This is a genomic window from Nesterenkonia aerolata, from assembly GCF_031470965.1.
Classification (GTDB): domain Bacteria; phylum Actinomycetota; class Actinomycetes; order Actinomycetales; family Micrococcaceae; genus Nesterenkonia; species Nesterenkonia aerolata.
This window is the reverse complement of the sequence record NZ_JAVKGR010000003.1, coordinates 183,926-208,300: the sequence shown is the minus strand read 5'-3', so window position 1 is coordinate 208,300 and position 24,375 is coordinate 183,926. Positions and strand designations below refer to the sequence as shown.

Below are 24,375 nucleotides of genomic sequence, written 5' to 3'. Positions count from 1 at the left end.
GATGGCCGGGTGAGCACCGCTGCGCAGAAATCCGCCCCGATGTCGTTGTCCCGTCGGCTCGTCCGCAAAGCACGGCAGCTGGCCCGGCGGGCTCGGCAGGACCCGCGCCTGCTGCGCCAGGACTACCGGCTGGCCAAACGCTATGCCGAGGACTACCGGAAATTCCTGCGCAAAGAGTTCCGGTGGGAGACCAGCTGGGACCAGCGCCGTCCCACGTGGTGGCGCCGCGGATTCCTCTCCCGCTCGGTCACGCTCTACGACCTCGAGCATAATGACCCACGGGACTATATCTCTGATGTGCAGCGCTATACGCGCACCAAATACATGGTCCACCCGGACCTGCAGGAGATCCTGGACAATAAGTTCAGCTTCTTCCTGCTGATGAACCAGTTGGGCCTGGATTCCGACACTGTCTCCCTGCTCGGGCTCTACTCCCGCGGGGCCGTGCACGTCTTCCCCCATGACGATCGCGTCCCGCTGCAGGAGTTCCTCGATGCCCGCGTGGAGGTGGGCAGCCGCATCTTCATCAAACCCGTCCAGGGCGCCGAAGGCCGCTGGGTGCGCGCCATCCGCCGCACCCCGGAAGGGTATGTAATGAACGGGGAACCCACTGAGGTCTCGGAGATCCGGGCCTGGATCGAGCGGCTGAAACGACCGATGCTCTTCGAAGCCGCCGTGGCCCAGGCCCCGGAGCAGGCCGCACTGAACCCGCAGTCGACCAACACCATCCGCATTCTGACCATGCCGGACCTCTCCCGCGGCAAGGAGCCGTTCATCCTCACCGCAGTCCAGCGGATCGGCACCGCCCAGTCCAACCACGTGGACAACTGGACCCAGGGCGGGCTGAGCGCGGAGATCGACGTCGAGACCGGCACACTGAGCCGCGCGGCCCAGCTTCCGGAGGACCGGACACCGGTGTGGTTCACCCACCACCCGGATTCCGGAGCCCGGATCAAAGGTGCGCAGGTGCCGCACTGGAAGGCGACCAAAGCCATGATCCTGGATGCGGCGAAGCGGCTGAGCTTCATGGAATACGTGGGCTGGGACATCATCATCAGCCCCAACGGGCCGGTGATCCTGGAGGCGAACATCAACTCCGGGATGAACGTGCTGCAGGTCCACCGGCCACTGCTGGCCGACCCCCGCGCCCGGGAGTATTTCCTGCGCCGGGGCGTCGTCCGTGCCCGCGACCTGCGCTGAAACTCCCCCGCTTCTGGCTCCTCCTCCGCACGTCCTGCCCATCCCGTGAGTACGGGCAGGCTCATCAAGCAGGCAGGCGCGGGGTGCGGGGAGGTTCCCGACGCCGATGCCCCGTGGCCTCGAAAGCGGCAGCGATGCGCAGCAGCCGCATATCGTCATAGGCGCGGCCGGCGATGGTGATCCCCACCGGCATACCGGTGTCCTCCATGATCCCCATCGGCACGGTCACCGTCGGGATGCCCAGATGCCGCCAGACCAGATTGCCGTGAGCGACCCACACACCGTTGCGCCAGGCCAGATCCGCCGAAGCCGGGTTGATATCAGCATCGGCAGGCCCGACGTCGGCCACCGCCGGGAACGCGATCACATCCAGTCCGAGATCATCCAGCCAGTCCTCGAAATCGATCCGGCGCGTGGCCTCCAGTCCGTGCAGCCCCTCTTCCATCCCCGGGATCTCGGTGAGCGAACTGATCGGATGGTTCCGGATGAACTCCGGGTAGGCGGCGATGTCATCTTCGAACTTCTCGTACCTGTCCGGCAGCGCCGCCGGGTCCGGTGGGAAGATCTGCGCACCGTCAACCAGCTGAAGACGGTCCAGGGCGGGATCGCCGTTGGCACGCAGGAAGTCATCCCAGGCGAAGGCCGCGAGGTCCAGCAGCTCCCGGCGGAGATAGTCCGGGCTCACCAGGCCGCGGGTGGCGATCGTCGGCTCACCGGGACGGTCCCCCTCATAGCGGCTGACCACCGGAAGGTCGGTCTGCTCCACGTCCGCTCCGTGGGCGGTGAGGTCAGCCCGGGCGGCGTCGAAGAGCGCCAGCACGCTGGGCCGCGGGTGGATCCGCCGGCCGGTGGGGCCGCCGATCCCGGGGTCCGATGCCGTTCCGGCCAGCTCATCGGCGCCTAAGAACATCGCCGGTGTTCCGATCCGCAGTCCCTCCAGCACCGCCGTCGGGGCGGACTGTGCCTGGTGCACCATCGTCGTCACCGATTCCGGTCTGATCTGCGAGGTCGCCGGCACGTTGAGCCAGGGCTGGGTGCGCCAGAAGTCCCCGTGCGTCTCAGCGTCATCGACGAGGAGGACCTCGAGAAGCTCACCCATATCGGTCATCGTGCGGGTGTGCGGGACCACCACATCCATCGTGGGCACCAGCGGCCAGTTCCCCCGGATCGAGAGCACACCCCAGGACGGCGTGTACGCGCAGAGTCCGTTGTTCGACGCCGGCCCCCGCCCCGAGGACCAGGTCTCCTCGGCCAGGCCGAAGGAGGCGAAGCTCGCCGCCGTCGCCGTGCCGGAACCGTTGGAGGATCCCGAGGCGAAGGCCGAGGTGAGGAAGTCGGCGCTGTACGGGCTCTCCGCCCGGCCATAGACTCCGCGCTGCATCCCGCCGTTGGCCATGGGCGGCATATTCGTCAGCCCCAGCAGCACTGCCCCGCCGGCCCGAAGACGCCCCACGGTGAACGAATCCCGCTGAGCCACGAGATCCGCGAAGGCCGGTGAGCCGGCGGCCACAGTGAGCCCCCGGGCCATGAAGCTGTCCTTCGCGGTGTAGGGAATGCCGTCCAGCGGCCCCAGAGTCTCGCCGCGGGCACGGCGGGCATCTGAGGCCCGGGCCGCGGCCAGCGCATCAGGATCCTCGACGACGACGGCGTTGAGCTGCGGACCAGTGCGGTCATAGGCGGCGATCCGCGCCTGATACGCCCGCACCAGCTCCTCACTGGTGACACGCCCCTCTTCCAGGGCCGCCCGCAGCTGCGGGATGGTCGCCTCGACGACGTCGAACTGTCCCGTCATCACTGACCTCCTGGCATCATCTGTGTTCTGGCCTCATCTGTGCTTCTGTCCCCGATGTTTCTGCCCCTGAACCCCGAGCGGCCGAGGCTGCTGCTGGGTGATGCAGTGGATACCGCCGCCGAAGCGGAAGATGTCCCGGGCATCGACCAGCTCAACCGCGCGGCCCGGGTAGGCCTCCGCCAGGATCTCCGCGGCGACGGCGTCCTGCGGGTCATCGAAGGCGCACAGCACCACCACACCATTGGCCACGTAATGGTTGATATAGGACCAGTCCACGAACTCCCCGTCCTCATCACGCAGAGCCTGTGGCGCGGGCACCTCGATGATCCGCAGCGGCTGACCCTCGGTCTCCCGGGCGCGGTCAAGCACTTCGCGCAGTTGCTCGCCGACCTCGAAATCCGGGTGGGCTGGGTCCTGCTGGCGGTGCAGCAGCAGGGCACCCGATTCGGTGAAGGAGGCCACGATGTCCACACGGCCGCGGGTGCCGAACTCGCCGTAGTCCCTGGTGAGCCCACGAGGCAGCCACACCGCCTGGCGTGTGCCCAACCGGGTATGGATCTCCGCCTCGACCTCCTGGCGGCTCCACTGTGGGTTGCGCCCGGGATCCAGTTGGACGGTGTCGGTGAGCAGCACGGTACCGCGTCCATCGACGTGAAACCCACCACCCTCGTTGACCAGCGTGCTCGGGATCCGCGGGACGCCGGCGAGCGGGGCCATCTTCCCGCCGACGGCGGCGTCGGCTTCCCAACGCGCCCAGCCCTGGGCACCCCAGCCGTTGAAGATCCAGTCCACGCCGTGCACCGCCCCGGCGGCATCGTGGACGAAGGTCAGACCCAGGTCCCGCATCCAGGCATCATCCAGGGCCACCGGCACCACAGTGATGTCCGCACCCAGCATCTGCTGGGCAGTCTCGAGATCCTCGGGATCTGCGACCACTGTGACCGGCTCGTAGGCGGCGATGGTCTGCGCGACCCGGACCCACGCGGCCCGGGCCCGGTCCAGGGACTCGTCCCCGAGTGCACCGAAGGTCTCATTCGCGGGCGGAAACGCCATCCACGTGCGCTCATGCGGCGCCCATTCCGGGGGCATCACAGGCCCGAAGGCAGTCATCCCTGCTCCTGTGCAGCCGAACTCAGCAGCCCCGCGACGGTCTCCGCCGTCTCACGGCCCTGTCGCAGCGCGCCGTCGACGTGCTGGTACCCCTCGGCCGCGAGGTCCGAACAGGCCCAGTGGATCGGCCCGACCGGCGTGGACTGATCCGCGCCGTAGCGGTGCAGTCCGCCGAGGGAATAGCTGGAGGCGTAGGCACCGCGGGTCCACTCTTCCGAGGCGAAATCCGATTCGAAGTACACGCTCGGGCTCAGCGCCTCCTCCCCCAGATAGCGGGCCAGGGACTCCAGAATCAGCCGCCGGCGCTCCTCGGGCGCCAACCGGAGCATCTCATCGGCAGACTCGTCAGAGACGAAACCGACAAGCGTGCCACGGGTGTCACCGTAGTTGGTGTTGTCATAGACCTCCTGGCACAGCTCGGCCGCACCGAACCCGGTGCCGGAGAGCCCCTTCTCCCGCCAGAACGGGGTTTCGTAAACCGCGTGGACCTTGATCACCAGGCCCATGGACTGGTGCTGGTGCATCTGCTGCTGCAGCCACGGCAGCGGCGGGTCGAAGGAGATCCGCGAGTACAGGTTCGGCGGCACCGCGAGGATCACCTTCCTCGCTACCACGGTGACCGTGTCGGAGACCAGGACTGCGCCCTCGGAGTCTCCGGCACTGCGCGTGATGCGCCGGACCGGCGAGTCCAGATGCACTGTCCCCGGTATGAGCCGATCAGCCAGCGCCTCCGAGACCGACTGCATCCCTCCTACCACCCGGCGGTCGAGGATGAAGTCCTCATCCACCAGGTGGGAGAAGCCGCCGGCCGAGGCGGCCATGAGCACGGCCTGCAGCGCGGAGAAGGCGTGGGCCGGTTTGGTCAGCATGCCTCCGGCGAGGAAGATCCCGATGTTCTCCCGGGCCGCGGCGTCATCACTCTGGGCGCGCAGCCATTCGGTGAAGGTGATCGTATCCAGCTCGCGGGCCCGCGGATGCGCCCAGGGCTGATGCGGGCCGATCTCGGCGGCGAGGTCATCCAGCGCCGCGATGATCCGGCGCATCTCCGCCTCAGTCTGCTCACCGGCGGGGAACATGTCCCCGGTGTATTCGTAGCGGGTGCCCTCAGCATCCAGGTAGACCGAGGCGCCCTCGCGGTACCGGGGAAAGGTCTGCATGCCCAGTTCCTCGAGCAGGCCCAGCAGCTCGGTCTGATCCGGTGACACCCATTGCCCGCCGATCTCCAAGAAGGCGCCGTCGATCTCGCGGGACCAGGTCCGCCCGCCGACTCGGTCACGCGCTTCCAGCACCACGACGTCGAGGCCACGGGACTGGAGCGTGCGGGCGGCCATGAGCCCTGCGGGACCGGCCCCGACGACGGCGACGTCGACAGTGAGGTCCGCGTCACTCGCGACGTCTGCGTCGACAGCGCTCTGACCTGTCTGGCCACCGGCCTGCATCACTCTCTGACTCATGAAAGGCCTCCTCCGTGAAATGAAGTGAGTTCATTTATTAGGGTGTAGCATGGCCGCGATCACACCAACCTGTCAAGCGGTCAGCACTGACGAGGCACGCGCCCCGCGTGGAACACCGAGAACAGGAGTCACCCCGTGCCGACACCACCCCGCCGCGGCCGAGGCCGCCCCGCGGCTCCGGTCCTCTCCCGCGAGCGCATCGCCGAGGCAGCCATCGGCCTCGTCGAGGAGAAGGACTACCGGCACCTGACCATGTCCTCGCTGTCTAAGCGCCTCGGCGTGTCCACCTCAGCCCTGTATAACCATGTCGCTTCCAAACGGGACGTCATGGTGCTCATCCAGGACCGGCTCAACGCTGAGATCGACTGCTCCGGCTTCGACGCCGCACCCTGGGACGAGGCCCTGCGCCTCTGGGCCCGCTCCTATCGGCGCTGCTATATCCGCCACACCGCGCTGATCCCCATCATGGCCGTGCTTCCGGTCGCCGATTCCCCGGAGACCCTGCAGATGTACGAGCGCGTCGCCCACGGCCTGGAGCAGGCCGGGCTCGACGGCGCCGCCGTCGTCGATGTGATCGTCGGCGTCGAGGCGCTGGTCTTCGGCGCCGCCTATGACGCCTCCGCCCCGGCCGACATCTTCGACCCCGGAAGCCTCGCGGAGCTGGCGCCGACCTTCACCCGCCTGGCCGCCGCCCGCGCCGAGGAGCCCGGGGACAGCGCAGAGAGGGCCTTCGAGCGCGCGCTCGAGGCCCTCATCCGCGGACTCGACGATCAGCTCAGCGCAGAGGTCACTGGCCCAGTGCGTGCATGACGTGCTTGACCCGGGTGTACTCCTCCACTGAATACAGCGAGAGATCCTTGCCGTAGCCCGAGTCCTTGAACCCGCCGTGGGGCATCTCCGCGACCAGCAGCACGTGAGTGTTGACCCAGACGCAGCCGAAGTCCAGCTCACGGGTCAGCCGCATCGCCGTGCCGTGATCCGAGGTCCACACACTGGAGGCCAGTCCGTAGGCCACCCCGTTGGCCAGGGCGACAGCCTCGGCCTCATCGCTGAAACTCTGCACGGTGAGCACCGGAGCAAAGGTCTCCTCCTGGATCAGCTCGTCATCCTGACGCAGCCCGGAGATCACCGTCGGGGGCACGAAGTACCCCGCACCACCGGCCTCCGGCACCCCGCCGGTGACCACAGTGGCATGGGCGGGCACCCGGGAGAGCTTCTCCCGCACCGTCTGGAAATGGCGGCTGTTGTTCAGCGGCCCGTAGTCGTTCTTCGACTCGTCCGCCTCACCGGTGGTCAGCTCGGCGGCGGCACGGGCGAGCATCTCGACGAACTCGTCGTGCACGCTGTGCTCCACCAGCACACGGGTCACCGCCGTGCAGTCCTGCCCGGCGTTGAACGTGCCGAACTCGACCAGCGCCTTCGCCGTCGCCTCGAGGTCCGCATCGGCGAAGACCACTGCCGGGGCCTTGCCGCCGAGTTCAAGATGACTCTGCTTCAGCCCGCGGGCAGCCGTGGCGGCGACCTGCCGCCCCGCCCGGACGGAACCGGTCAGCGAGACCATCGCCGGGGTCGGGTGCTCCACCATGAGCTGGCCGGTGCCGCCGTCGCCGAGGACGACGTTGACCACACCCGCGGGCAGGATGTCACCGAGCAGCTGCGCCATGACCAGCGTGGACTCCGGAGTGGTGTCCGAGGGCTTGAGCACCACAGTGTTGCCCGCGGCAAGTGCCGGGCCGAGCTTCCACACCGCCATCAGGAAGGGGTAGTTCCACGGGGTGACCTGCGCGACGACGCCGACCGGCTCACGGCGGATGTAGGAGGTGTGGCCCTCCATGTACTCCATGGCGGCCCGGCCTTCGAGCGTGCGGGCAGCACCGGCGAAGAAGCGCAGGTGGTCCACGCCCATCCCGATCTCCTCCTGGGTGATCATCCACCGCGGCTGGCCGGTGTTGCGGTGCTGGGCCTCGACGAGCTCCTCGGCGTGGGCCTCCACCGCGTCGGCGAAGTCCAGCAGGGCCTTCTGCCGCTCCGCCGGGGTTGTCCGGCCCCAGGTGGTCGCCGCGCGCTGGGCGGCAGCGAAGGCGGCGTCGACGTCGGCGGCGTCGGAGATCGGGGAGACGGCGACCTGCCGCCCGTCGGTCGGATTGATGATCTCGATCGTGTCCTGGCCGTGCGCCTCGACGAATGCGCCGTCGATGAAGTTCTGCAGCCGGCTGCTCATGGAGACCTCCTGGTCATACTTCGTTAAATGACGTATATTCATATTATTCTCCGATAAGGTGAGCTGCAACACGTCAGGACCGTCTGCTCAGACGTCTCCTGCCTCACCCCTGACCTGTCACCGGAAGGGAACCCATGACTTCGCTGATCATTCACCATGCGACCCTCCGGACGATGACCGAGGACGCCCGATTCGCCGCTGATGAGCCGCAGGCGCCGACCGCACTGGCCGTGACCGACGGGATCATCACCGCCCTGGGCAATGACGAGGAGATCCTCGCCCTGGCCTCCGCTGACACCGAGATCATCGACGCCGAGGGTGGCGTGCTGACTCCCGGGCTGATCGATTCCCATATGCACCCGGTCTGGGGAGCACAGCTCACCGACGGAATCGACCTCGGCGGGCTCTCCACGGTAGACGAGGTGCGCGAGGCCATCGCGACTGCGGCCGCGCAGCTGCCCGAGGACGCCTGGGTCCGCGGATGGAATCTGGACTATAAGGTCTTCAGCGAACACGGCGCAGAAGGTGGCGGCGCTGAGAGCGGTGCGCAGGTCTCTGGCGAACAGATCCGCGGCGACCTCTTCGATGAGGCCGCCGGAGGCCTGCCCGTCGCACTGGTGCTGATGGACCTGCACACCGGAGTCGGCAATGCCGCCGCACTGGCGGCAGCAGGCATCGACGGCACCGAAGAGTTCGAGGACGAGAGCCTCGTCGTCGTCGACGAACACGGCCGGCCCACCGGTGAACTGCGCGAGATCCCCGCCTATATGATGCTCATCGATGCTGCCCCTGCCTTAAGCCAGGCGGCCACGGTGGACCGCGTGGTCGAGGCACTGGGCCAGACCGCGGCCAGCGGCGTCACCACCGCCGGGGTGATGGATGGTCGGCCGCAGACCATCGAAGTCCTCGAAGCCGCCGAGAAGCAGCCCACCGGGCTCCCGGTGCGGCTGCAGATCGCCATGTGGCACCAGCCCGGCGACGACGATGCGGCTGTGGAGGAGCGCATCGGCCTGCTGGGCACCCGCGGGGCGCGTTTTGAGGTCTCGATGATCAAGATGTTCATCGACGGCGTCATCGATTCCGGCACCGCCTGGCTGCACACCCCTGACGCCGAGGGCGAATCCCAGCACCCCTTCTGGCCGTCGGTCCAGCGGTACCGCGAGGTCTCCCGGCGCTACCACCAGGCCGGGTTCCAGCTGGCCACCCATTCCTGCGGCGACGCCGGTGCCGCAGCCGCCGCGCGGCTCTACGCGCAGCTGGGTCCGCGGGTCACCGACGGGGCGCCCCACCGGGTCGAACACCTGGAGACCCTCACCGACGAGGACGTCGCGCTGCTCGCCGAGACCGGCACCGTGGCTTCGATGCAGCCGCTGCACATGCAGTGGCGGGAGGCCGACGGGTCCGATTCCTGGAGCCGCCGCCTGGCCGGCGAACGAGCTGACCATGCCTTTCGCGTCAAGGACATCATCGACGCCGGCGGGAAGATCTGCCTGGGGTCGGACTGGCCTGTCGCGCAGTACGACGCCCGGATCGGGATGGCCTGGGCGCGGCTGCGCCGTCGACCGGGGGATCCCCAAGCCCCTGTCTTCGAACCGGACCAGCGGCTGAGCGGCGAGGAAGCACTGCTGGGCTATACCCGGTGGGCCGCCGAGGCGCTGGGCCGGGCAGATCTGGGAGTGATCGCCGTCGGCGCCCGGGCTGACCTGGCCCTGTGGGAACGCGATCCGGTGACCACGGAGCCCGATGACCTGCTCTCCACCCGTGTGCTGCTGACCCTGATCGACGGCCTCGTCTCCCACCACGCAGAGGACTTCTCATGACCGGAACACCCCACTCAGCGCCCGGCAGCGACACCGGACACGAGCTGCCCGACATCGGCGCCGGCATCGGCGGGGCCTCCACGCTGCGGCGAACCCTCGGCCTGCCCTCGACGGTGATCTTCGGGCTGGCCTATATGGTCCCACTGACGGTGTTCACCACCTACGGCATCGTCACCACTGTCACCGGCGGACACCTGCCCACTGCCTACCTGTTCACTCTGGCCACGATGCTGGTCACGGCGCTGGCCTACGCGAATATGGTGAAGGCCTATCCCCTGGCCGGATCGGCCTATACGTATACCGAGAAGTCCTTCGGTCCGGGGCTCGGCTTCATCGCCGGATGGGCGCTGCTGCTGGATTACCTGTTCCTGCCGATGATCAACTTCATGGTCATCGGGCTGTACCTCAATGCGGCCCTGCCGCAGGTCCCCACATGGCTGGTCATCCTGGCCGCGATCATCCTGGTCACCGGGATGAACGTGCTGGGAATCAAGGTCGCAGCCGGACTCAATGGGCTGCTGCTGGCGGTCCAGGCGGTCTTCATCATCACCTTCGCGGTGATGAGCGCGCTCACGCTCTCCGGCGCGGCCGGCGTGGTGGACCCGCTGGCACCGTTCTACTCCGAGGGCATCTCCTTCACCGCCGTGGCGGCCGGCGCAGCGATCCTCTGCCTGTCCTTCCTCGGATTCGACGCGGTCTCCACGCTCTCCGAGGAGACGAAGAACCCGACGCAGACCATCCCGCGGGCCATCCTGATCTGCACGCTGGGAGCCGGACTGCTGTTCATCCTCCTGTCCTGGATCGGGCATCTGGTGCTGCCCGACTGGGAGAGCTTCACCGACGTGGACACCGCCAGTGTCGATGTGATGCGTGAAGCCGGCGGGGCGTTCCTCGTGGCGTTCTTCACCGCAGCCTACGTCTCCGGATGCATCGCCTCGGCGGTGGCTTCCCAGGTCTCGGTCTCGCGGATCCTGTTCTCGATGGGCCGTAACCGGCTGCTGCCGCCTCGGATCTTCGCGGTGCTGCACGGGCGGTTCCGCACCCCATACCTGGCGGCGATCGTCGTCGGCGTCGTGTCCCTGTTGGCACTGGTAGTTTCGCTGGATGTGGCGGCCTCGGTCATCAGCTTCGGGGCGCTGATCGCCTTCAGCGCGGTGAACCTGAGCGTGATCAAGCACTATGCGATCGATCAGCGGCGGTTCCGCGGCTATGACGCCGTGAAGTACGTGGCGCTGCCGAGCCTCGGCGTCGTGCTGTGCCTGTGGCTGTGGACCTCGCTGACCACGCTGACGTTCATCGTCGGCATCGGGTGGACATGCCTGGGGCTGATCTGGCTGCTGATCATCACCCGCGGGTTCCGCCGCCCAGTGCCCCAGCTCGATCTCCGCGAACAGGCCTGATCCCGGGGTTCTGGGTTCTGGGTTCTGGGTTCTGGGCTCTGGGCTCTGGGCTCTGGGACCGACCCACCCACTCCCCTCCCCATCGAGGGAGAGAATCTGGTCACGACACCCCGAGAACCAGGACCACTTTCTCTCCCTCGCTGCACCCATCCGCGCCACCCTCCGCCGAGGGAGCATATCTAGTCGCGACACGCCGGGCAGGGAGACCACTCTTGCTCCCTCGACGGCGGCGGCCAGCTCCACCCGTCGAGGGAGAGAAAATTACCGCGACACGCCGAAATTCGGAACCAGATTCTCTCCCTCGATGAGGGGTCCCCGAGCACAGTTCAGCGAAGGAGCAAGAGTTACCGCGACACGCCGGGTGGGCAGACCAGATTCTCTCCCTCGGTGGAGGGGAGCTGGGGCTGAGACTCAACCGGAACTATGAGCCCCACCCGCCACCGGGGCCGGAACAGTGGGAGACTCAGGACGGCTCAGCAGCTCATCGGTTCAGGAGTCGAAGCCGAGACCGACCTTGTCCATCGCCTTCAGCCACAGACTCGGCCGGCCGGTGGCGTCCTCACGCGCCCGTGCACCGATCGACAGCCGGATGCCCGCCCAAGCCAGCGGCTCAGGCGGGAAGGGCAGCGGACGACGACGCACCATCTGCAGCTGCGTACGCTCAGTGTCCTCGCCGGCGAGCCGATCCAGCATCACGTCGGCGGCGAAGCGCGTCGCACCGACGCCCAGCCCGGTGAAACCCACCGCGTAGGCCGTGCGGCCCCCGTGTGCCTGCCCGAACATCGCGCAGAACTGAGTCGACGTGTCGATCACTCCGGACCAGCGGTGAGTGAACCGGATCCCGTCCAACTGCGGGAACGTCTCACCGAAATGCCGCGCCAAGGTCTCAAACGTCTCCGTGCGGTCCTCCAGCTCCGGACCGATGGCCTTGCCGAAGTGGTATATCGCGTCATAGCCGCCCCACAGGATCCGGCGGTCCGGGGTCACCCGGTAGTAGTGGAACTGATTGGCGCAGTCTGAGACTCCGACGGCGGGGTCCCAGCCCAGCTGCTCCAGCTGCTGCTGAGTCAGCGGCTCCGTGGCCAACACATAGTCATAGACTGGGACCGTGTCCAGACGGGCCCTGCGCAAGGGGTTCGGGAACGCATTGGTCGCTATCGCCACTCGGCGAGCGCGGATCCTCGCCGCACCGGTCGTGGCCACCACATGCCCGCCCTCACGGCGCAGCGACTGCAGCCGTGTCCGCTCGGCGATCCGCACCCCGTGATCCTCCGCAGCATCGGCCAGCCCCCAGGCGAGCCGGGCCGGATCCAGCACCGCGCACTCCTCTGGGACGAATCGCCCCGCCAGATACGTCGGGGAATCAACCAGCTGCCTAGTCGCGGCAGCATCAAGAAATCCCGGCTCTTCAGGCTCCAGGTCAGGAATCTGGTGGTCACGGGTGGCGACGACGAGCGCCCCGCCGCGCGCGAAGCCGCAGTCGATCCGGTACCGCTCCACCGTCTCAGCGATCCCGGTCAGATTCTCCATCCCCAGCCGGTGGATGGTCTCGTACTCCTCAGGCCACCGGGCCCGGCCGTTGGCCTCGCCGTGGGTCAGACTGGCCTCGCAGAAACCGCCGTTGCGGCCTGTGGCGTGCTCAGCCAGACGGTCGGCTTCCACCAGCAGTACCCGGCGCCCCGGATCGCGCTCCACCGCGCGCAGAGCAGTCCACAACCCCGCGAATCCACCCCCGACGACGAGCAGGTCCGTCTCATGCTCACCGATCAGCGTGGCGCGCGGCTCCGGGCGATCCTCCGTGTCCAGCCACAGCGGCCGCAGCACGGAGTCATCCAGTCCACTCAAGGGCCAGGGCCGGGGAGAGTCTGCGGAGGTCACTGCTGCTCTCCGATGTAGCTCATGACGTGCTTGATGCGGGTGTAGTCCTCCAGCCCGTACATGGACAGATCCTTGCCGTAGCCGGAATGACCGAACCCGCCGTGGGGCATCTCGGAGAGGTACGGGATGTGCGTGTTGATCCACACGCAGCCGAAGTCCAGGTCCCGGGAGGCGCGCATGGCGCGGCCGTGATCGGTGGTCCACACACTGGAAGCGAGCCCGTAGACGACGTCGTTGGCCAGCTGCAGCGCTTGGGCCTCCGCCTCGAAGGACTGGACGGTGATGACAGGACCGAAGACTTCGTGCTGGATGAGGTCATCATCCTGACGGAGCCCGCTGAGCACCGTCGGCGCGTAGAACCAGCCCCGATCCCCCACAGTGTGGCCACCGGTGAGCAGCTGCACATGGCTGGGGCGAGAGTCCACGGCGTCGACGATCTTCGCCAGATGCTCCGGGTTGTTGATGGCGCCGTAGTCCGCTGCCTCATCCTCCGGACCGCCGACCCGCGTCCTCTGCGCGGCGGCCACCAGCGCCTGAGTGAACTCCTCGCGGATGCTCTCGGCCACCAGCACACGGGTGGCGGCGGTGCAGTCCTGCCCGGCGTTGAAGAACCCGGCGGCAGCGATGCCCTCAGCGGCCGCGGCGACGTCGGCGTCGTCGTAGACGATGACCGGGGCCTTCCCGCCGAGCTCCAGGTGGACGCGCTTGAGGTCATCCGCCGCGGCCCCGGCGACCTCCCGGCCGGCACGCACAGAACCGGTGATCGCGACCATGTCCGGTCGGTCATGGCCGACCAGAGCCCGCCCCGTGTCCCGGTCACCGCAGACCACGTTGAACACTCCGGGCGGGAGGAACTCCTGGCACAGCTCGGCGAACAGAGTCGAGCTGGCCGGGGTGGTGTCGCTGGGCTTGAGCACCACCGTGTTGCCGCCGGCCAGGGCCGGAGCGACCTTCCACAGCAGCATCGGCAGCGGATAGTTCCAGGGCGTGACCTGACCGACCACACCGACAGGCTCACGCCGAATGTAGGAGGTGTGGTCAGCCATGTACTCACCGGCGGCACGGCCCTCCAGCAACCGCCCGGCACCGGCGAAGAAGCGCAAATGGTCGATATTCGGCGGCATCTCTTCCGCGGCCGTCAGGTGTTCCGGCTTTCCGGTGTCCTGGGATTCGACGCGGACGAACTCCTCGCTGCGGGCTTCCAGCGCTTCGGCGATCTTCAGCAGCGCCTCACCGCGCTGCTGCGCAGTGGTGCGGCGCCAGGCGGGGAAGGCCCGGGCCGCAGCGGAGTAGGCGCGGTCGATGTCCTCCGCATCGGAGAGCGGCGCCTCGGCGTAGATCTCCCCGGTGTGCGGGGCGTAGACCTCGTAGCGCTTCCCGTGATGCGCGGGGACTGCTTCACCATCGATGACATTGTTCATCTGCTCTGTGGCCATGTGACCGAGCATACAGAAACAGGGTGCTGATTCATATGGTGTGAACCCTCACTGATTGCGGATTTCGCAGGATATTGAGGCTTACAGCGCGGATTCTCTTGAATGATTCGCATCCGCCGGGGAAGATGGTGGGCATGAACGATGACGCTCGCCTGCAGCACGCTGCGAAGAACCACCTCTGGATGCACTTCACCCGTCACGGCTCCTACGCGGAGGCGGACGTACCGATCATCACCCGCGGTGAGGGCTGCTATCTCTACGACAGCGCCGGCCGCCGCTACATCGACGGGCTCGGCGGGCTCTTCACCTCTCAGCTGGGGCACGGACGCCGCGACCTCGCCGAGGCCGGAGCTGCGCAGGCCACACAGCTGGAGTACATGCCGCTGTGGTCCTACGCCCACACACCCGCCCTGGAGCTGGCAGAACGCATCGCCGGCTATGCACCAGGGGATCTGAACCGGGTGTTCCTCACCAACAGCGGCAGCGAGGCTGTCGAGACCGCGTGGAAGCTGGCCAAGCAGTATTACCGCCGCACCGGCCGCCCGGGCAAGCACAAAGTGATCAGTCGCTTCACCGCATATCACGGCACCACGCACGGGGCGCTGTCCATCACCGGTATCGCCGGGCTGAAGCAGGACTTCGAGCCCCTTGTGCCCTCCACCGCGCACGTGGCCAACACCAACGCCTACCGCGCCCCGGAGATCACCTCCGGCGCACTCAACGTCACCGATGAGGCCTCGCTGGAGACCTTCGGCCGGTGGGCGGCCGATCAGATCGCCCACGCGATCGAGGCCGAAGGTCCGGAGACGGTGGCGGCGGTGTTCTTGGAACCGGTGCAGAACGCCGGCGGCTGCTTCCCGCCGCCTCCCGGGTACTTCCAGCGCGTGCGCGAGATCTGCGACGAATACGACGTGCTGCTGGTCTCCGACGAGGTCATCTGCGCGTTCGGGCGTCTGGGGCGTATGTTCGGTGCCGAGCGCTACGGCTACCAGCCTGACATCATCACCACCGCCAAGGGCATCACCTCCGGCTACGCTCCCCTGGGCGCGATGATCGCCACCGACGCCCTGATGGAGCCGTTCCTGGAGGACGGGGCCATGTTCGGCCACGGGTACACCTTCGGCGGTCACCCGGTATCCGCTGCGGTGGCCTTGAAGAACCTGCAGATCTTCGAGGACGAGAAGATCCTCGAGCATGTCCAGCAGAACGAGGAACGCTTCCGCTCCACTCTGGAACGCCTGAAGGACCTGTCCATCGTCGGCGATGTGCGCGGTGCCGGGTACTTCTACGGCATCGAGCTGGTCAAGGATAAAGAGACCAGGGAGTCCTTCAGCGCGGAGGAGTCCGAGCGGATTCTCTACGGCCACGTCTCCAAGCAGCTCTTCGCTGAGGGGCTCTACTGCCGGGCCGACGATCGCGGCGACCCCGTCATCCAGCTGGCCCCGCCGCTGATCGCCGACCAGCAGCTCTTCGAGGACATGGAACAGATCATCCGCAAGGTGCTGACGGAGGCCAAGGCGATGATCTGACGGGCCGCCCGGCTTCTGGCCCACCTCCTCAGTGCACGCTCTCAGTGAATACTCTCAGCGCACGCTCTCAGTGCATGTCTTCAGCGCACGATGGTCTTCACGATCGCCGTGGAGCTCTCCCCCGAACGGCGCAACACCAAGCCCACCACGGCCAGGGCCAGCAGGGTCAGCACCAGCATCACCGTGGACATCGCCGCGACCTCGGGCCGCAGCGCCACGCGCACCGAGCTGAAGATGTACACCGGCCAGGGGGTGTAGCCAGGCTGCTGGACGAAGCTGGAGAGGATCGTGTTGTCCAGGCTCAGCGTGAACGCCATCAGCGAACCGGCCAGGATCCCCGGCGAGGCCACCGGTAAGGTCACGCTGCGGAACGCCTGCCAGCGGGTGGCCCCGAGGTCTGCCGCCGCCTCCTCCAGACGACGATCAGCCCCGGCCATCCGAGCTCGGACGATGAAGGTCACCACGGCCACAGAGAACATCGTGTGCGAGACGATCAGCCGCACCATACCGTTGTTGAACGGCCCCAACCCGGCGTCGACCCCCAGGGTGACGAACCACGGCAGGAAGGCGATGCCGTCGACGATCTTCGGGGTGATCATGGTGACCGCGAGCAACCCCGTCAGTGCGGCCGCCCACCACAGACCGGCGCGCGCCCGGGCCAGGGCGATGCCGCCCAGGGTTCCCAGCACCGTGGCCAGCAGTGCGGTGCCGAGTGCGGCCTGCAGGCTGGTGATCACCGAGGAGACGATGACGTCGTTGTTGATCGCAGCCACATAGGACCGGAAGCCGAAGCCCTGCCAGGAGGCCAGCACCCGTCCGGTGTTGAACGAGTAGGCGACGATCACCGCAATGGGCAGAAACAGGAACGCGAAGACCAGCACACCCCAGACCCTCAGCCCGAGGTCCGTCTTCCGTATCCGTTCAGTCCGCGCCATCAGTGCCTCCCTTCCGCTGTCACACCGCGCTGCGTAGTGCTCTCGGCAGCACTCGGCGGCACCGCCAACGGTGTGCTGTTCCACCACGCAGCCAGCCGCTGCCCCGCCCACAGGGCCACGCCCACCACAGCGACCACCAACAATGTGGTCGCCATGAGGATCACGGCCATCGCCGCCCCCAGGGCCCAGTTCTGCGCGGTGTTGAACTGCGCGGCGATCAGCTGACCGACCATCGAACCACTGGCGCCACCGAGCACTGTCGCCGTCACGTAGTCACCGGTCAGCGGGATGAACACCAGCAGGCAGCCGGAGACCACTCCGGGCATCGCCAGCGGCAAGGTGACCTTGAGAAACGTCGTCCAGCGCGGGGCACCGAGGTCATAGCTGGCCTCACGCAGGGATCGTCCTGCCCGGTCGATGGCGACGAACAACGGCAGGATCATCAGCGGCAGGTAGTTATAGACCACACCGATCTGCACGGCAGTGCGCGTGTAGAGGACGTCGAAGGCCGAGTCGATCAGCCCGGCGCCGATCAGCCACTGATTGAGGAACCCCTCGGGAGACAAGGTGATCTGCCAGCCCAGCGTACGGACCAGGAAGTTCGTCCAGAACGGCACCAGCACCAGGGCGATGAGCAGCCCGCGCCACTTCGGCGGGACCTTCACCGCCAACCAGTAGGCGAAGGGCAGCGAGATCACCAAGCACAGCAGCGTGCCCAGGATGGAGATCCGCAGTGTGGCACCCAATGTGGTGATGAAAGCACCGCTGAGCGCCTCCCCATAGCGGTCGAAGCTCAACTGATCAGTGGCCACCGCGGTGAACTCATCGGGCTTATGACCGAAGCTGTAGAACAGCACCAGGAAGACCGGGATCACGAAGAAGAACAGCGCATAGGCCCAGGTGGGAAACGCCAGCGCACCGGGACCGAGTACCTTGTTAAACAACCGTCTCATGCCCCGCTCCTCGCCTGCGCGGCCCCGAGGATCTCGACCCGGGTCTGCTGCGCCTCGTTGTACTCCGAGGCTTCGAGACGATCGAGAACCTCCTGATCGGGGAAGATCAATCCCAAATCCTCCAACTCGGCCTGCCGCGCCTGATCCTCCAGACCACGGGTGCCGACGGGGTACCCGATGTAATCGACATTGGCGATCGCCGACTCGGGGGTGAGCATGTAGTTGATGAACGCATGCGCGGCATCCGGGTGCGGGGCGCCGGTGGCCACACACCAGTTGTCCATCCAGAGGTTCGCCGACGGCGTCGGGAAGACGAAGCGCCAGCTGTGCCCCTCACCGGCCTCCAGCATCCCCTGCCGCGCATCTCCGTTGAACGCCTGCAGCAGAGACACCGTCCCCTGAGCCATACCCGTGGCCGCATTGCCCAAATAGGCGCGGATATGCGGGGCCAGCTCAACGACGATCCGCCGGCACTCTGCGAGCTCGCCGTCATCCGTGGTGTTGAGGCTGACACCTTGGGAGGCGAGCGCGATGGAGCACACCTCCCAGGGATCCTCCAGCAGGGCGGTCCGCCCATCGGCCTCGTTCTGCGCGGCCTCGATGAAGTCGCTCCAGGATTCCATCGGCCGAGTGATGACTTCGGTGTCGTAGACGAACCCCGTGGTTCCCCAGGCCTTACAGATGGAGTAGGTGTTGTCCGGATCGAAGTACTGACCGGCGAACTCCGGATCCACGTGGGAGAAGTTCGGAATACGCTCCCTATCCAGAGGCTGGAGCAGGTTATGCTCGACCATCTGCGGGATCATCAGCCCAGTGGGCACGACGATGTCATACCCCGAAGTACCCCGGGCGGCGGCCAGCTTGGCGATCATCTCCTCGTTCGAGCCGAAGGCATCCACCTGCAGGACGAGGTCCTCGGAGTCCTTGAAATCGTTGAGCAGATCGGGGTCATCGTAGTCACCCCAGGTGTAGAGATTGAGCTTGTTCTCCACCGTGCCGTCCGGCGCGGGCGAACTGGCCATACGGTCCGTGCTGGCCGTGCAGCCGGTCAGCGCCCCGAGACCGAGTACGCCCATACCGGCCAGCAGATGCCTCCGGGACACCCGCTGGGCCACCCGACGGGCCACCGGCTCCGGGCCGAGGAAACGGATCGGCTCACTCATCGCCGAAAACCTGCACGGCATCGCCCTGCCAGCTCAGGCGCACTTGGGAGCCTTCCGGCATCGCCTCAGTGCTGTAGGCCGAGCCGCGCACCAGCATCTCCGCCCCACCCGGGGTGCGGATCAGGTGCTGCACCACATCGCCGAGGAAGGAGACGGCCACAACGCGCCCGACGACCGCGTTGACCTCCGGGGCGCTCTCGCCCCCGCGGGCCCCCGTAGTCTCTTCCGGCCTTGGAAGTTCCCGCCCTGGGAGTTCCCCGGCTGAGAACCGTCCGAGGGTGATCGCCTCGGGACGAATGGCTACAGTCGTCGTCGATACTTGAGTCGCCGGTGAGACCTCAGCCGTCGATGCCGTGGCAGTCGAGCTCTTCGTACTCGGCGCGAAGAGGAACTCACCGTCCGCAGAGGCGAGCATCCCCGCATCACGGCCCTGCCCGGTGACGGGAATGAAGTTCTGACGCCCAATGAACCCGGCGACGAAACGGCAGTTCGGTGCCGAGTAGATCTCCTCCGCCGTGCCCAGCTGACGGATCCGCCCACCCTCCATCACCGCGATCCGGTCGCTCATGGCCAGCGCCTCTTCCTGGTCATGGGTGACGAAGACGAAGGTGATCCCCAAGTCCTGGTGCAGACGGGTGAGCTCCAGCTGCATCTCCTCACGGAGCTTGCGGTCCAGCGCGGACATCGGCTCATCGAGCAGCAGCACCTGGGGCCGGTTGACCACGGCACGGGCCAGCGCGATCCGCTGCTGCTGGCCGCCGGAGAGCTGGTCGGGCTTGCGCTCGGCGTAGTCTTCCATCCGCACCAGGGCCAGGGCTTCCCGCACCCGCTCGCCGATTTCCCGACGGGGCACTTTGGCCTGCCGCGGCCCGTAGGCGATGTTGTCCGCCACGCTCATATGCGGGAAGAGCGCATAGGACTGAAAGACCGTGTTGACCGGCCGGCGGAACGGCGGCGTGCCGACCAGATCTGTCTCACCGAGAGTGATCCGTCCGCGCGTCGGTTCCTCGAACCCGGCGATCATGCGCAGCAGAGTGGTCTTACCGCAGCCGGAGGGACCCAGCAGGGAGACGAATTCGCCGGGTTCGACCTCAAGATCGAGATCTTCGATGGCGACGTGGTCGCCGAAGCGCTTCTGCACCCCGGAGATCACCAGTCGCCCGGCCGGGCCAGTCGAATCTGTGCGCATAGGTCCCCTCGTGTCGAACATGGGGCCTGCGCCCCGTCGATACCGGTGGTCTCACTGCCCGCTCAGGTGCTATGGAGGACGACCGGTGAGAGACAGAGTGCCACGGGGAGACGTGAACCACAAGAGGGAATTCGTCGCGAAACGAGAATTTAACAACAGATCCGATGGTACGTGATCCTCATATCGGATGAATCGAGGATCACAAGGTGTCTTCAGAACGTTTTCCGCATACGCTCAGCGCACACCCCAGCTGTAGGTCTGCTTCCGCAAGCTCAGGTACATGAAGGTCTCCGTCGCCGTCACCCCGTCAATGGTGCGGATCCGGTGGGAGAGGATGTCGAGCAGATGTTCATCCGACTCGCAGACCACCTCCACCAGAAGATCGAAGGCCCCTGCCACGATGACCACGTAGTCCACCTCGTCATAGGCCTCCAGCTGCTCGGCCACCGGCTCCAGCGGACCCTCCACTTTGATGCCGACCATCGCCTGCCGTGGGAACCCCAGCTCCAGCGGATTGGTTACGGCGACGATCTGCATCACGCCGCTCTCCAGCAGCTTCTGCACCCGCTGCCGGACCGCCGCCTCAGACAGTCCGACCGCCCGGCCGATCGTGGCGTAGGAGCGCCGACCGTCCTGCTGCAGCTGCTCAATGATGGTCTTCGAGACGTCGTCCAGCTCATCGGCGGCGACGGAATTCCTCTTACTCATGCAGCTATATTCTCAGACCCGAGGGCCGTATCTCCCGATCTGGCAGACCTCACCTCGAGGCTGCGCAACCCTGACCTGCAGCTACTCCTCCGCGCGCCCCTGCCTCAGGCACCCTCGATGCGCGCATAATAACCCCATGTCATCGTCGTCTTACCGTCTGCTGCTGCTCGGCGAGCTGCCCGCACCGCACCCCGCACGCCGCCGCGCATCTGCCGACAGGGCAGGGTCATCCGAGCTGCTCGACGCCGAGGCACGACTCCTCGACCTCGCCCAGTCAGCCGACACCCTCGTCCTGGGCAGAGTCCCCGCCGATGTCACCGCAGCAGTGCGCCATCGGGCACGCGGCCCGCTGGCTCGCCTGCGCCGCCGAGCTCGCCTGAAGCGAGCGGTGGACGGCTACGGTGCCCTCGGCGTCGACGCCGTCGACCTCGGCAGCCTGGTCGAAGATCAGGTGGGCGAGCAGACGGACGGGCAGACGGACAGTCAGGTGGACGGGCAGGGCTCAGCAGCTCCGGCCACCATGCAGCAGACCTCCGCGCTCATCAGCGCGCTGCACACCGGCGGCATCGTCAGCTTCGGCGGCAGTTCCCCGACGGCGACCCATCGGATCACGCTGCCCGCCTGGTGCGGCGCGCGGGATCTTCTGCTGCACAGCGCCCCGGCCCACCCGGACCGCGGGAACGCGCTGCCCACCTGCGCCGTCGACCGACAGGCCTGGAACATCGTTCTCACCCGGGACGGCAGCCACGACTCCGCGGCACCTGGATGGTTCCATATGGTCCAGCATCTGCTCGATCAGCAGGCGGATCTGGTCCTCGGCCTCGACCCCGGCTCGGGCTCTCGCGCCAACTCCGGCGCCAACTCCGGCGCCAGCTCCGGCACCAACGGAGCCGGCGACCACCGTCTGGTGCGCAGCCGACGTCGTTGGGCCCTGCGCCTGGGCTCGACGCCGACGCCCGGTGCCCGGCAGCCCACCGACGCCGGGGCGGGTTCGTACCTGAGCACCCGTGTGGGTTTCTGGTGTGTGCTGCAGATCGACCGCGCCCCGAGCCCCGAGCCTCAGATCACCCTGTCGATGATGCTGTACCCGGTACACCTCGACGACCTCGGCCTCCTGGCTCCCCTGCCTGATCTGGCCTCAGTCTCCCGGATCCGCGAGGAGCTGCAACACCGTGGCCTCAACGGCTGGACCTTCAGCCCACCGGCATGTCAGCTGGGGCAGGATCAGTGGGGACCGCATCTGCAGATGCCGCTGGGCACCTGGCAGGCCGACGGCCCTCCGGACCGGGCGGTCGGGCTGCTGCCGGAGGCAGAGGATCAGCCGCGGCAGGATCCGGATGAGACGGCGCCCTTCCGCGCGCACGCTGAGATCCGACGGGGACTCGAGGCCTTCTCTGCCTCACGCCACCTCGGAGCCTCACTCTGGGCCGAAGCGGCCGAACGCGGCGGCGCGCGGCTGCAGTGGGTCTCCAGCCGCATGGCGATAGCCCACACTGAGGCCGGGCCCCTGCTCATCGACGGCTATCTGGGGCACAGCTCCGCCCTGGGCGCGGGCATCTCCACAGATAAGCAGCAGACCCACCGGCTGCTGCGCCACGCCGGAGTCCCCGTGGCCGAGGCGGTCTCGGTGAGCTCCGCCGAGCAGGCCTGGACGGCGGCCGCCGCGATGCCCGGTGCCGTCGTGGTCAAACCTGCCGACCGGGAGAAGGGCGTCGGAGTGAGCCTCGGGCTGGAGTCCCGGGAGCAGGTGCATCAGGCCTATCACCTGGCCCGGCGCTACAGCCGCCGGGTGATCGTCGAAGAGTATGTCGACGTCGAGACCGAGCTGCGCGCTATGGCCTCTGATCAGAGCTGCGTGTCCATCACTGAACGCACCCTTCCGCAGGTCCTCGGTGATGGGATCTCGACGGTGGCGCAGCTGGTCACCGAGCGCAATGCCTACCGCAGCACGATCTTCAGCCTGGCAGGGATGGACGCCGTGCTCGATGACCCCGCCCTGGAGGTGCTCCGCGCGCAGGGCTTGGCAGCTGATTCGGTGCCGGACCGGGGCGAGCTGGTGACCGTGGGCGCAGTCGGCGGGCAGAGCAGCGGAGGAGATATCGCCGAGCTCTCAGATGTGGCGCAGCAGCAGCTGCGTGATACGGCCGTGGCTGCGGTCGCTGCGGTGCCGGGGCTTCGCTGGGGTGGAGTGGATCTGATGGTCGAACGCGGCACAGGCCGGGTCTTGGTGCTGGAGGTCAACTCGCGCGCCGGGTTCGGCAGTGCGACGTTCCCCTCCGCAGGCCGCGCACGCGACGTGGCCGGTCTGATCTGGCCGCTGCGGGTCGCCCATGCCGCCGAGTCCGGGCAGCCGGGGCACCACAGCGACGGCAGCACTGGTTCCGATAGCACCGGCTCACCCGGCAGCACCGGTTCTGACAGCACCGGTTCTGACAGCACTGACGGTGCGGCGCTCCCCGTACCTCACACGGCCCCGCACCCTGTGGCTGAACTTTCCGGTGCACCGAAGAAGAAGGCGCCGTTGCCCAGGATGCTCTTCGCCTACGCCGAGCAGAGGTCGATGACGGTGACCCGCCGCGGACCGCGGCTGCGTGAACTCAGCAGCGGCGCCCAGACCGTGGCACCGCGCCCGAGGCTGCTCACCTCACGCGGGCTCGGCACTGAGGATCTTGCCATCGCATGCCGCACGGTGGACCGTATCGGCCCGCTGCGCCAGCTGCTGCGGCACCAGGGTGTCCCGCTGGTGGCGGGGACCGTGGTCAGCGATCACCACGGGCTGAGCAAGACCGAGGGGTGGCGTGGCGGCGCCGCAGCAGCACCCGCGGAGACACCAGTGAAGGCACAGGCGAAGGCACAAGTGGAGGCACAGGCCGGGACGCCGACGTCGGGGTCGGCGTCGGGGTCAGCGCCACCCCGACCCCGGGACCTGCTGGCGACTCCCTACTCTGCTGCCTGGGGCGGCCGCCGGACCCGGCTGATCGACAACCCAGCGGCCTTCGACTGGGACCGCGCCACCCGCTGGATGGTCCAGCTACGCCCCGAGGGGCTCCGGCTGCGGCTGCTGAGCCTGCCGGACCGTGTGCTGACAGTGCTCCACCTGGCCGAATGCCCGGGAGGAGTAAAGCAGGTGTGGACCGCTGACGAGGCGCGGCCGTGCGCTCTGCCGGACAGAGTCCCAGACGACTTGTCAGACGGGGTGCCAAACGACTTGCCAGGCGGGGTGCCAGGCGGCTTGCCAGGCGGAATGCCAGACGGGGTGCCAGACAGGGCGCCGCACGGATTATCGGCCAGCCTGCTGGCCGAATGCTCGGCAGTGGCCCGTGCTGCGGTGTCCGCCGTCCCTCAGCTGCGCTGGGCGGCGGTCGACGTCGTCGTCACCTCAGGCTCACCGAGCACAACCGCTGACACCGCCGCGCCGGGGGTAGCTGGGCCGACCCGATCGGGGCCGACCCAGCTGCCAGCGGGCGCCACCGTGTTAGTGGAAGGCATGAGCATTGCTCCGACCCTCCACCCGCAGGACAGGATCATCGCCGGAGACCTCACCGTGTTCTTCGACCACCTGCTGGCCCCCACCACTACTTGACCGG

17 protein-coding genes are annotated in these 24,375 nt (G+C 67.5%); 6 read left to right on the top strand and 11 right to left on the bottom strand.

Annotated features, from left to right (window positions below):
- The first annotated feature begins 9 nt into the window (after positions 1-9).
- Complete coding sequence (locus RIL96_RS04960; RefSeq protein ID WP_310547895.1) at positions 10-1,200, top strand: sugar-transfer associated ATP-grasp domain-containing protein; 1,191 nt, start codon at positions 10-12, stop codon at positions 1,198-1,200.
- 64 nt (positions 1,201-1,264) lie between these two features.
- On the opposite strand, the gene RIL96_RS04955 is transcribed toward RIL96_RS04960, so the two are convergent.
- Genes RIL96_RS04955 through RIL96_RS04945 form a run of 3 tightly spaced genes read right to left on the bottom strand, consistent with a single transcriptional unit; the run spans position 1,265 to position 5,541 of the window.
- Positions 1,265-2,992: an amidase gene (locus tag RIL96_RS04955; protein WP_310547894.1), complete on the bottom strand. Its 1,728-nt coding sequence runs from the start codon at positions 2,990-2,992 to the stop codon at positions 1,265-1,267.
- A gap of 33 nt (positions 2,993-3,025) precedes the next feature.
- A complete protein-coding gene (locus RIL96_RS04950; RefSeq protein WP_310547893.1) occupies positions 3,026-4,102 on the bottom strand; it encodes an agmatine deiminase family protein in 1,077 nt (358 codons plus the stop codon).
- Complete coding sequence (locus RIL96_RS04945; RefSeq protein WP_310547924.1) at positions 4,099-5,541, bottom strand: flavin monoamine oxidase family protein; 1,443 nt, start codon at positions 5,539-5,541, stop codon at positions 4,099-4,101. Before RIL96_RS04945 ends, RIL96_RS04950 begins: the two co-directional genes overlap by 4 nt.
- Before the next feature lie 150 nt (positions 5,542-5,691).
- Here RIL96_RS04945 and RIL96_RS04940 point away from each other — a divergent pair, with 150 nt between their 5' ends.
- On the top strand, positions 5,692-6,366 hold the full coding sequence (locus RIL96_RS04940; RefSeq protein WP_310547892.1) for a TetR/AcrR family transcriptional regulator: 675 nt from the start codon (positions 5,692-5,694) through the stop codon (positions 6,364-6,366).
- On the opposite strand, the gene RIL96_RS04935 is transcribed toward RIL96_RS04940, so the two are convergent.
- Positions 6,344-7,777, bottom strand: coding sequence for an aminobutyraldehyde dehydrogenase (locus RIL96_RS04935; protein ID WP_310547891.1), 1,434 nt, complete (start codon positions 7,775-7,777; stop codon positions 6,344-6,346). The genes RIL96_RS04940 and RIL96_RS04935 overlap by 23 nt on opposite strands.
- A gap of 173 nt (positions 7,778-7,950) precedes the next feature.
- On the opposite strand from RIL96_RS04935, the gene RIL96_RS04930 reads away from it, so the two are divergent.
- Both RIL96_RS04930 and RIL96_RS04925 read left to right on the top strand, forming a co-directional pair.
- Positions 7,951-9,597 carry an amidohydrolase gene (locus RIL96_RS04930; protein WP_310547890.1) on the top strand — a complete coding sequence of 549 codons (1,647 nt, stop codon included), beginning with the start codon at positions 7,951-7,953 and terminating at the stop codon, positions 9,595-9,597.
- Positions 9,594-10,997: an APC family permease gene (locus tag RIL96_RS04925; RefSeq protein ID WP_310547889.1), complete on the top strand. Its 1,404-nt coding sequence runs from the start codon at positions 9,594-9,596 to the stop codon at positions 10,995-10,997. Before RIL96_RS04930 ends, RIL96_RS04925 begins: the two co-directional genes overlap by 4 nt.
- A 489-nt stretch (positions 10,998-11,486) precedes the next feature.
- Here the strand turns inward: RIL96_RS04925 and RIL96_RS04920 are convergent, their stop codons facing one another.
- Both RIL96_RS04920 and RIL96_RS04915 read right to left on the bottom strand, forming a co-directional pair.
- Complete coding sequence (locus RIL96_RS04920; protein ID WP_310547888.1) at positions 11,487-12,842, bottom strand: NAD(P)/FAD-dependent oxidoreductase; 1,356 nt, start codon at positions 12,840-12,842, stop codon at positions 11,487-11,489.
- Positions 12,843-12,871: 29 nt separating this feature from the next.
- The gene (locus RIL96_RS04915) at positions 12,872-14,311 is read right to left on the bottom strand and encodes an aminobutyraldehyde dehydrogenase (RefSeq protein WP_310547887.1); all 1,440 of its coding nucleotides are present in this window, start codon (positions 14,309-14,311) and stop codon (positions 12,872-12,874) included.
- A gap of 134 nt (positions 14,312-14,445) precedes the next feature.
- On the opposite strand from RIL96_RS04915, the gene RIL96_RS04910 reads away from it, so the two are divergent.
- Positions 14,446-15,840 (top strand): aspartate aminotransferase family protein, encoded by a 1,395-nt coding sequence (locus RIL96_RS04910; RefSeq protein ID WP_310547886.1) that lies wholly within the window; start codon positions 14,446-14,448, stop codon positions 15,838-15,840.
- 80 nt (positions 15,841-15,920) lie between these two features.
- Here RIL96_RS04910 and RIL96_RS04905 read toward each other — a convergent pair whose 3' ends face one another.
- From RIL96_RS04905 to RIL96_RS04885, 5 genes are all read right to left on the bottom strand, one after another.
- Positions 15,921-16,775 carry an ABC transporter permease gene (locus RIL96_RS04905; RefSeq protein ID WP_310547885.1) on the bottom strand — a complete coding sequence of 285 codons (855 nt, stop codon included), beginning with the start codon at positions 16,773-16,775 and terminating at the stop codon, positions 15,921-15,923.
- Entirely contained in the window at positions 16,775-17,728 is a 954-nt protein-coding gene (locus RIL96_RS04900) for an ABC transporter permease (RefSeq protein WP_310547884.1), read from the bottom strand. The genes RIL96_RS04905 and RIL96_RS04900 overlap by 1 nt, the downstream gene beginning before the upstream one ends.
- Positions 17,725-18,891, bottom strand: coding sequence for a polyamine ABC transporter substrate-binding protein (locus tag RIL96_RS04895; protein WP_310547883.1), 1,167 nt, complete (start codon positions 18,889-18,891; stop codon positions 17,725-17,727). Before RIL96_RS04895 ends, RIL96_RS04900 begins: the two co-directional genes overlap by 4 nt.
- Positions 18,884-20,080, bottom strand: coding sequence for an ABC transporter ATP-binding protein (locus RIL96_RS04890; RefSeq protein ID WP_310547882.1), 1,197 nt, complete (start codon positions 20,078-20,080; stop codon positions 18,884-18,886). The genes RIL96_RS04895 and RIL96_RS04890 overlap by 8 nt, the downstream gene beginning before the upstream one ends.
- Positions 20,081-20,314: 234 nt before the next feature.
- Positions 20,315-20,788: an Lrp/AsnC family transcriptional regulator gene (locus tag RIL96_RS04885; protein ID WP_310547881.1), complete on the bottom strand. Its 474-nt coding sequence runs from the start codon at positions 20,786-20,788 to the stop codon at positions 20,315-20,317.
- 136 nt (positions 20,789-20,924) lie between these two features.
- Between RIL96_RS04885 and RIL96_RS04880 the strand changes: the two genes are divergently transcribed.
- Positions 20,925-24,371 carry a hypothetical protein gene (locus RIL96_RS04880; RefSeq protein WP_310547880.1) on the top strand — a complete coding sequence of 1,149 codons (3,447 nt, stop codon included), beginning with the start codon at positions 20,925-20,927 and terminating at the stop codon, positions 24,369-24,371.
- Positions 24,372-24,375 lie beyond the last annotated feature (4 nt).

Excerpts from the sequence above, each read along its gene's own strand:
- RIL96_RS04900 (WP_310547884.1), bottom strand. The coding sequence starts at position 17,728 with ATGAGACGGTTGTTTAACAAGGTACTCGGTCCCGGTGCGCTGGCGTTT.
- RIL96_RS04895 (WP_310547883.1), bottom strand. The coding sequence starts at position 18,891 with ATGAGTGAGCCGATCCGTTTCCTCGGCCCGGAGCCGGTGGCCCGTCGG.
- RIL96_RS04880 (WP_310547880.1), top strand. The coding sequence starts at position 20,925 with ATGTCATCGTCGTCTTACCGTCTGCTGCTGCTCGGCGAGCTGCCCGCA.
- RIL96_RS04910 (WP_310547886.1), top strand. The coding sequence starts at position 14,446 with ATGAACGATGACGCTCGCCTGCAGCACGCTGCGAAGAACCACCTCTGG.
- RIL96_RS04925 (WP_310547889.1), top strand. The coding sequence starts at position 9,594 with ATGACCGGAACACCCCACTCAGCGCCCGGCAGCGACACCGGACACGAG.
- RIL96_RS04905 (WP_310547885.1), bottom strand. The coding sequence starts at position 16,775 with ATGGCGCGGACTGAACGGATACGGAAGACGGACCTCGGGCTGAGGGTC.
- RIL96_RS04945 (WP_310547924.1), bottom strand. The coding sequence starts at position 5,541 with ATGCAGGCCGGTGGCCAGACAGGTCAGAGCGCTGTCGACGCAGACGTC.
- RIL96_RS04955 (WP_310547894.1), bottom strand. The coding sequence starts at position 2,992 with ATGACGGGACAGTTCGACGTCGTCGAGGCGACCATCCCGCAGCTGCGG.
- RIL96_RS04890 (WP_310547882.1), bottom strand. The coding sequence starts at position 20,080 with ATGCGCACAGATTCGACTGGCCCGGCCGGGCGACTGGTGATCTCCGGG.
- RIL96_RS04950 (WP_310547893.1), bottom strand. The coding sequence starts at position 4,102 with ATGACTGCCTTCGGGCCTGTGATGCCCCCGGAATGGGCGCCGCATGAG.
- RIL96_RS04935 (WP_310547891.1), bottom strand. The coding sequence starts at position 7,777 with ATGAGCAGCCGGCTGCAGAACTTCATCGACGGCGCATTCGTCGAGGCG.
- RIL96_RS04930 (WP_310547890.1), top strand. The coding sequence starts at position 7,951 with ATGACCGAGGACGCCCGATTCGCCGCTGATGAGCCGCAGGCGCCGACC.
- RIL96_RS04885 (WP_310547881.1), bottom strand. The coding sequence starts at position 20,788 with ATGAGTAAGAGGAATTCCGTCGCCGCCGATGAGCTGGACGACGTCTCG.
- RIL96_RS04915 (WP_310547887.1), bottom strand. The coding sequence starts at position 14,311 with ATGGCCACAGAGCAGATGAACAATGTCATCGATGGTGAAGCAGTCCCC.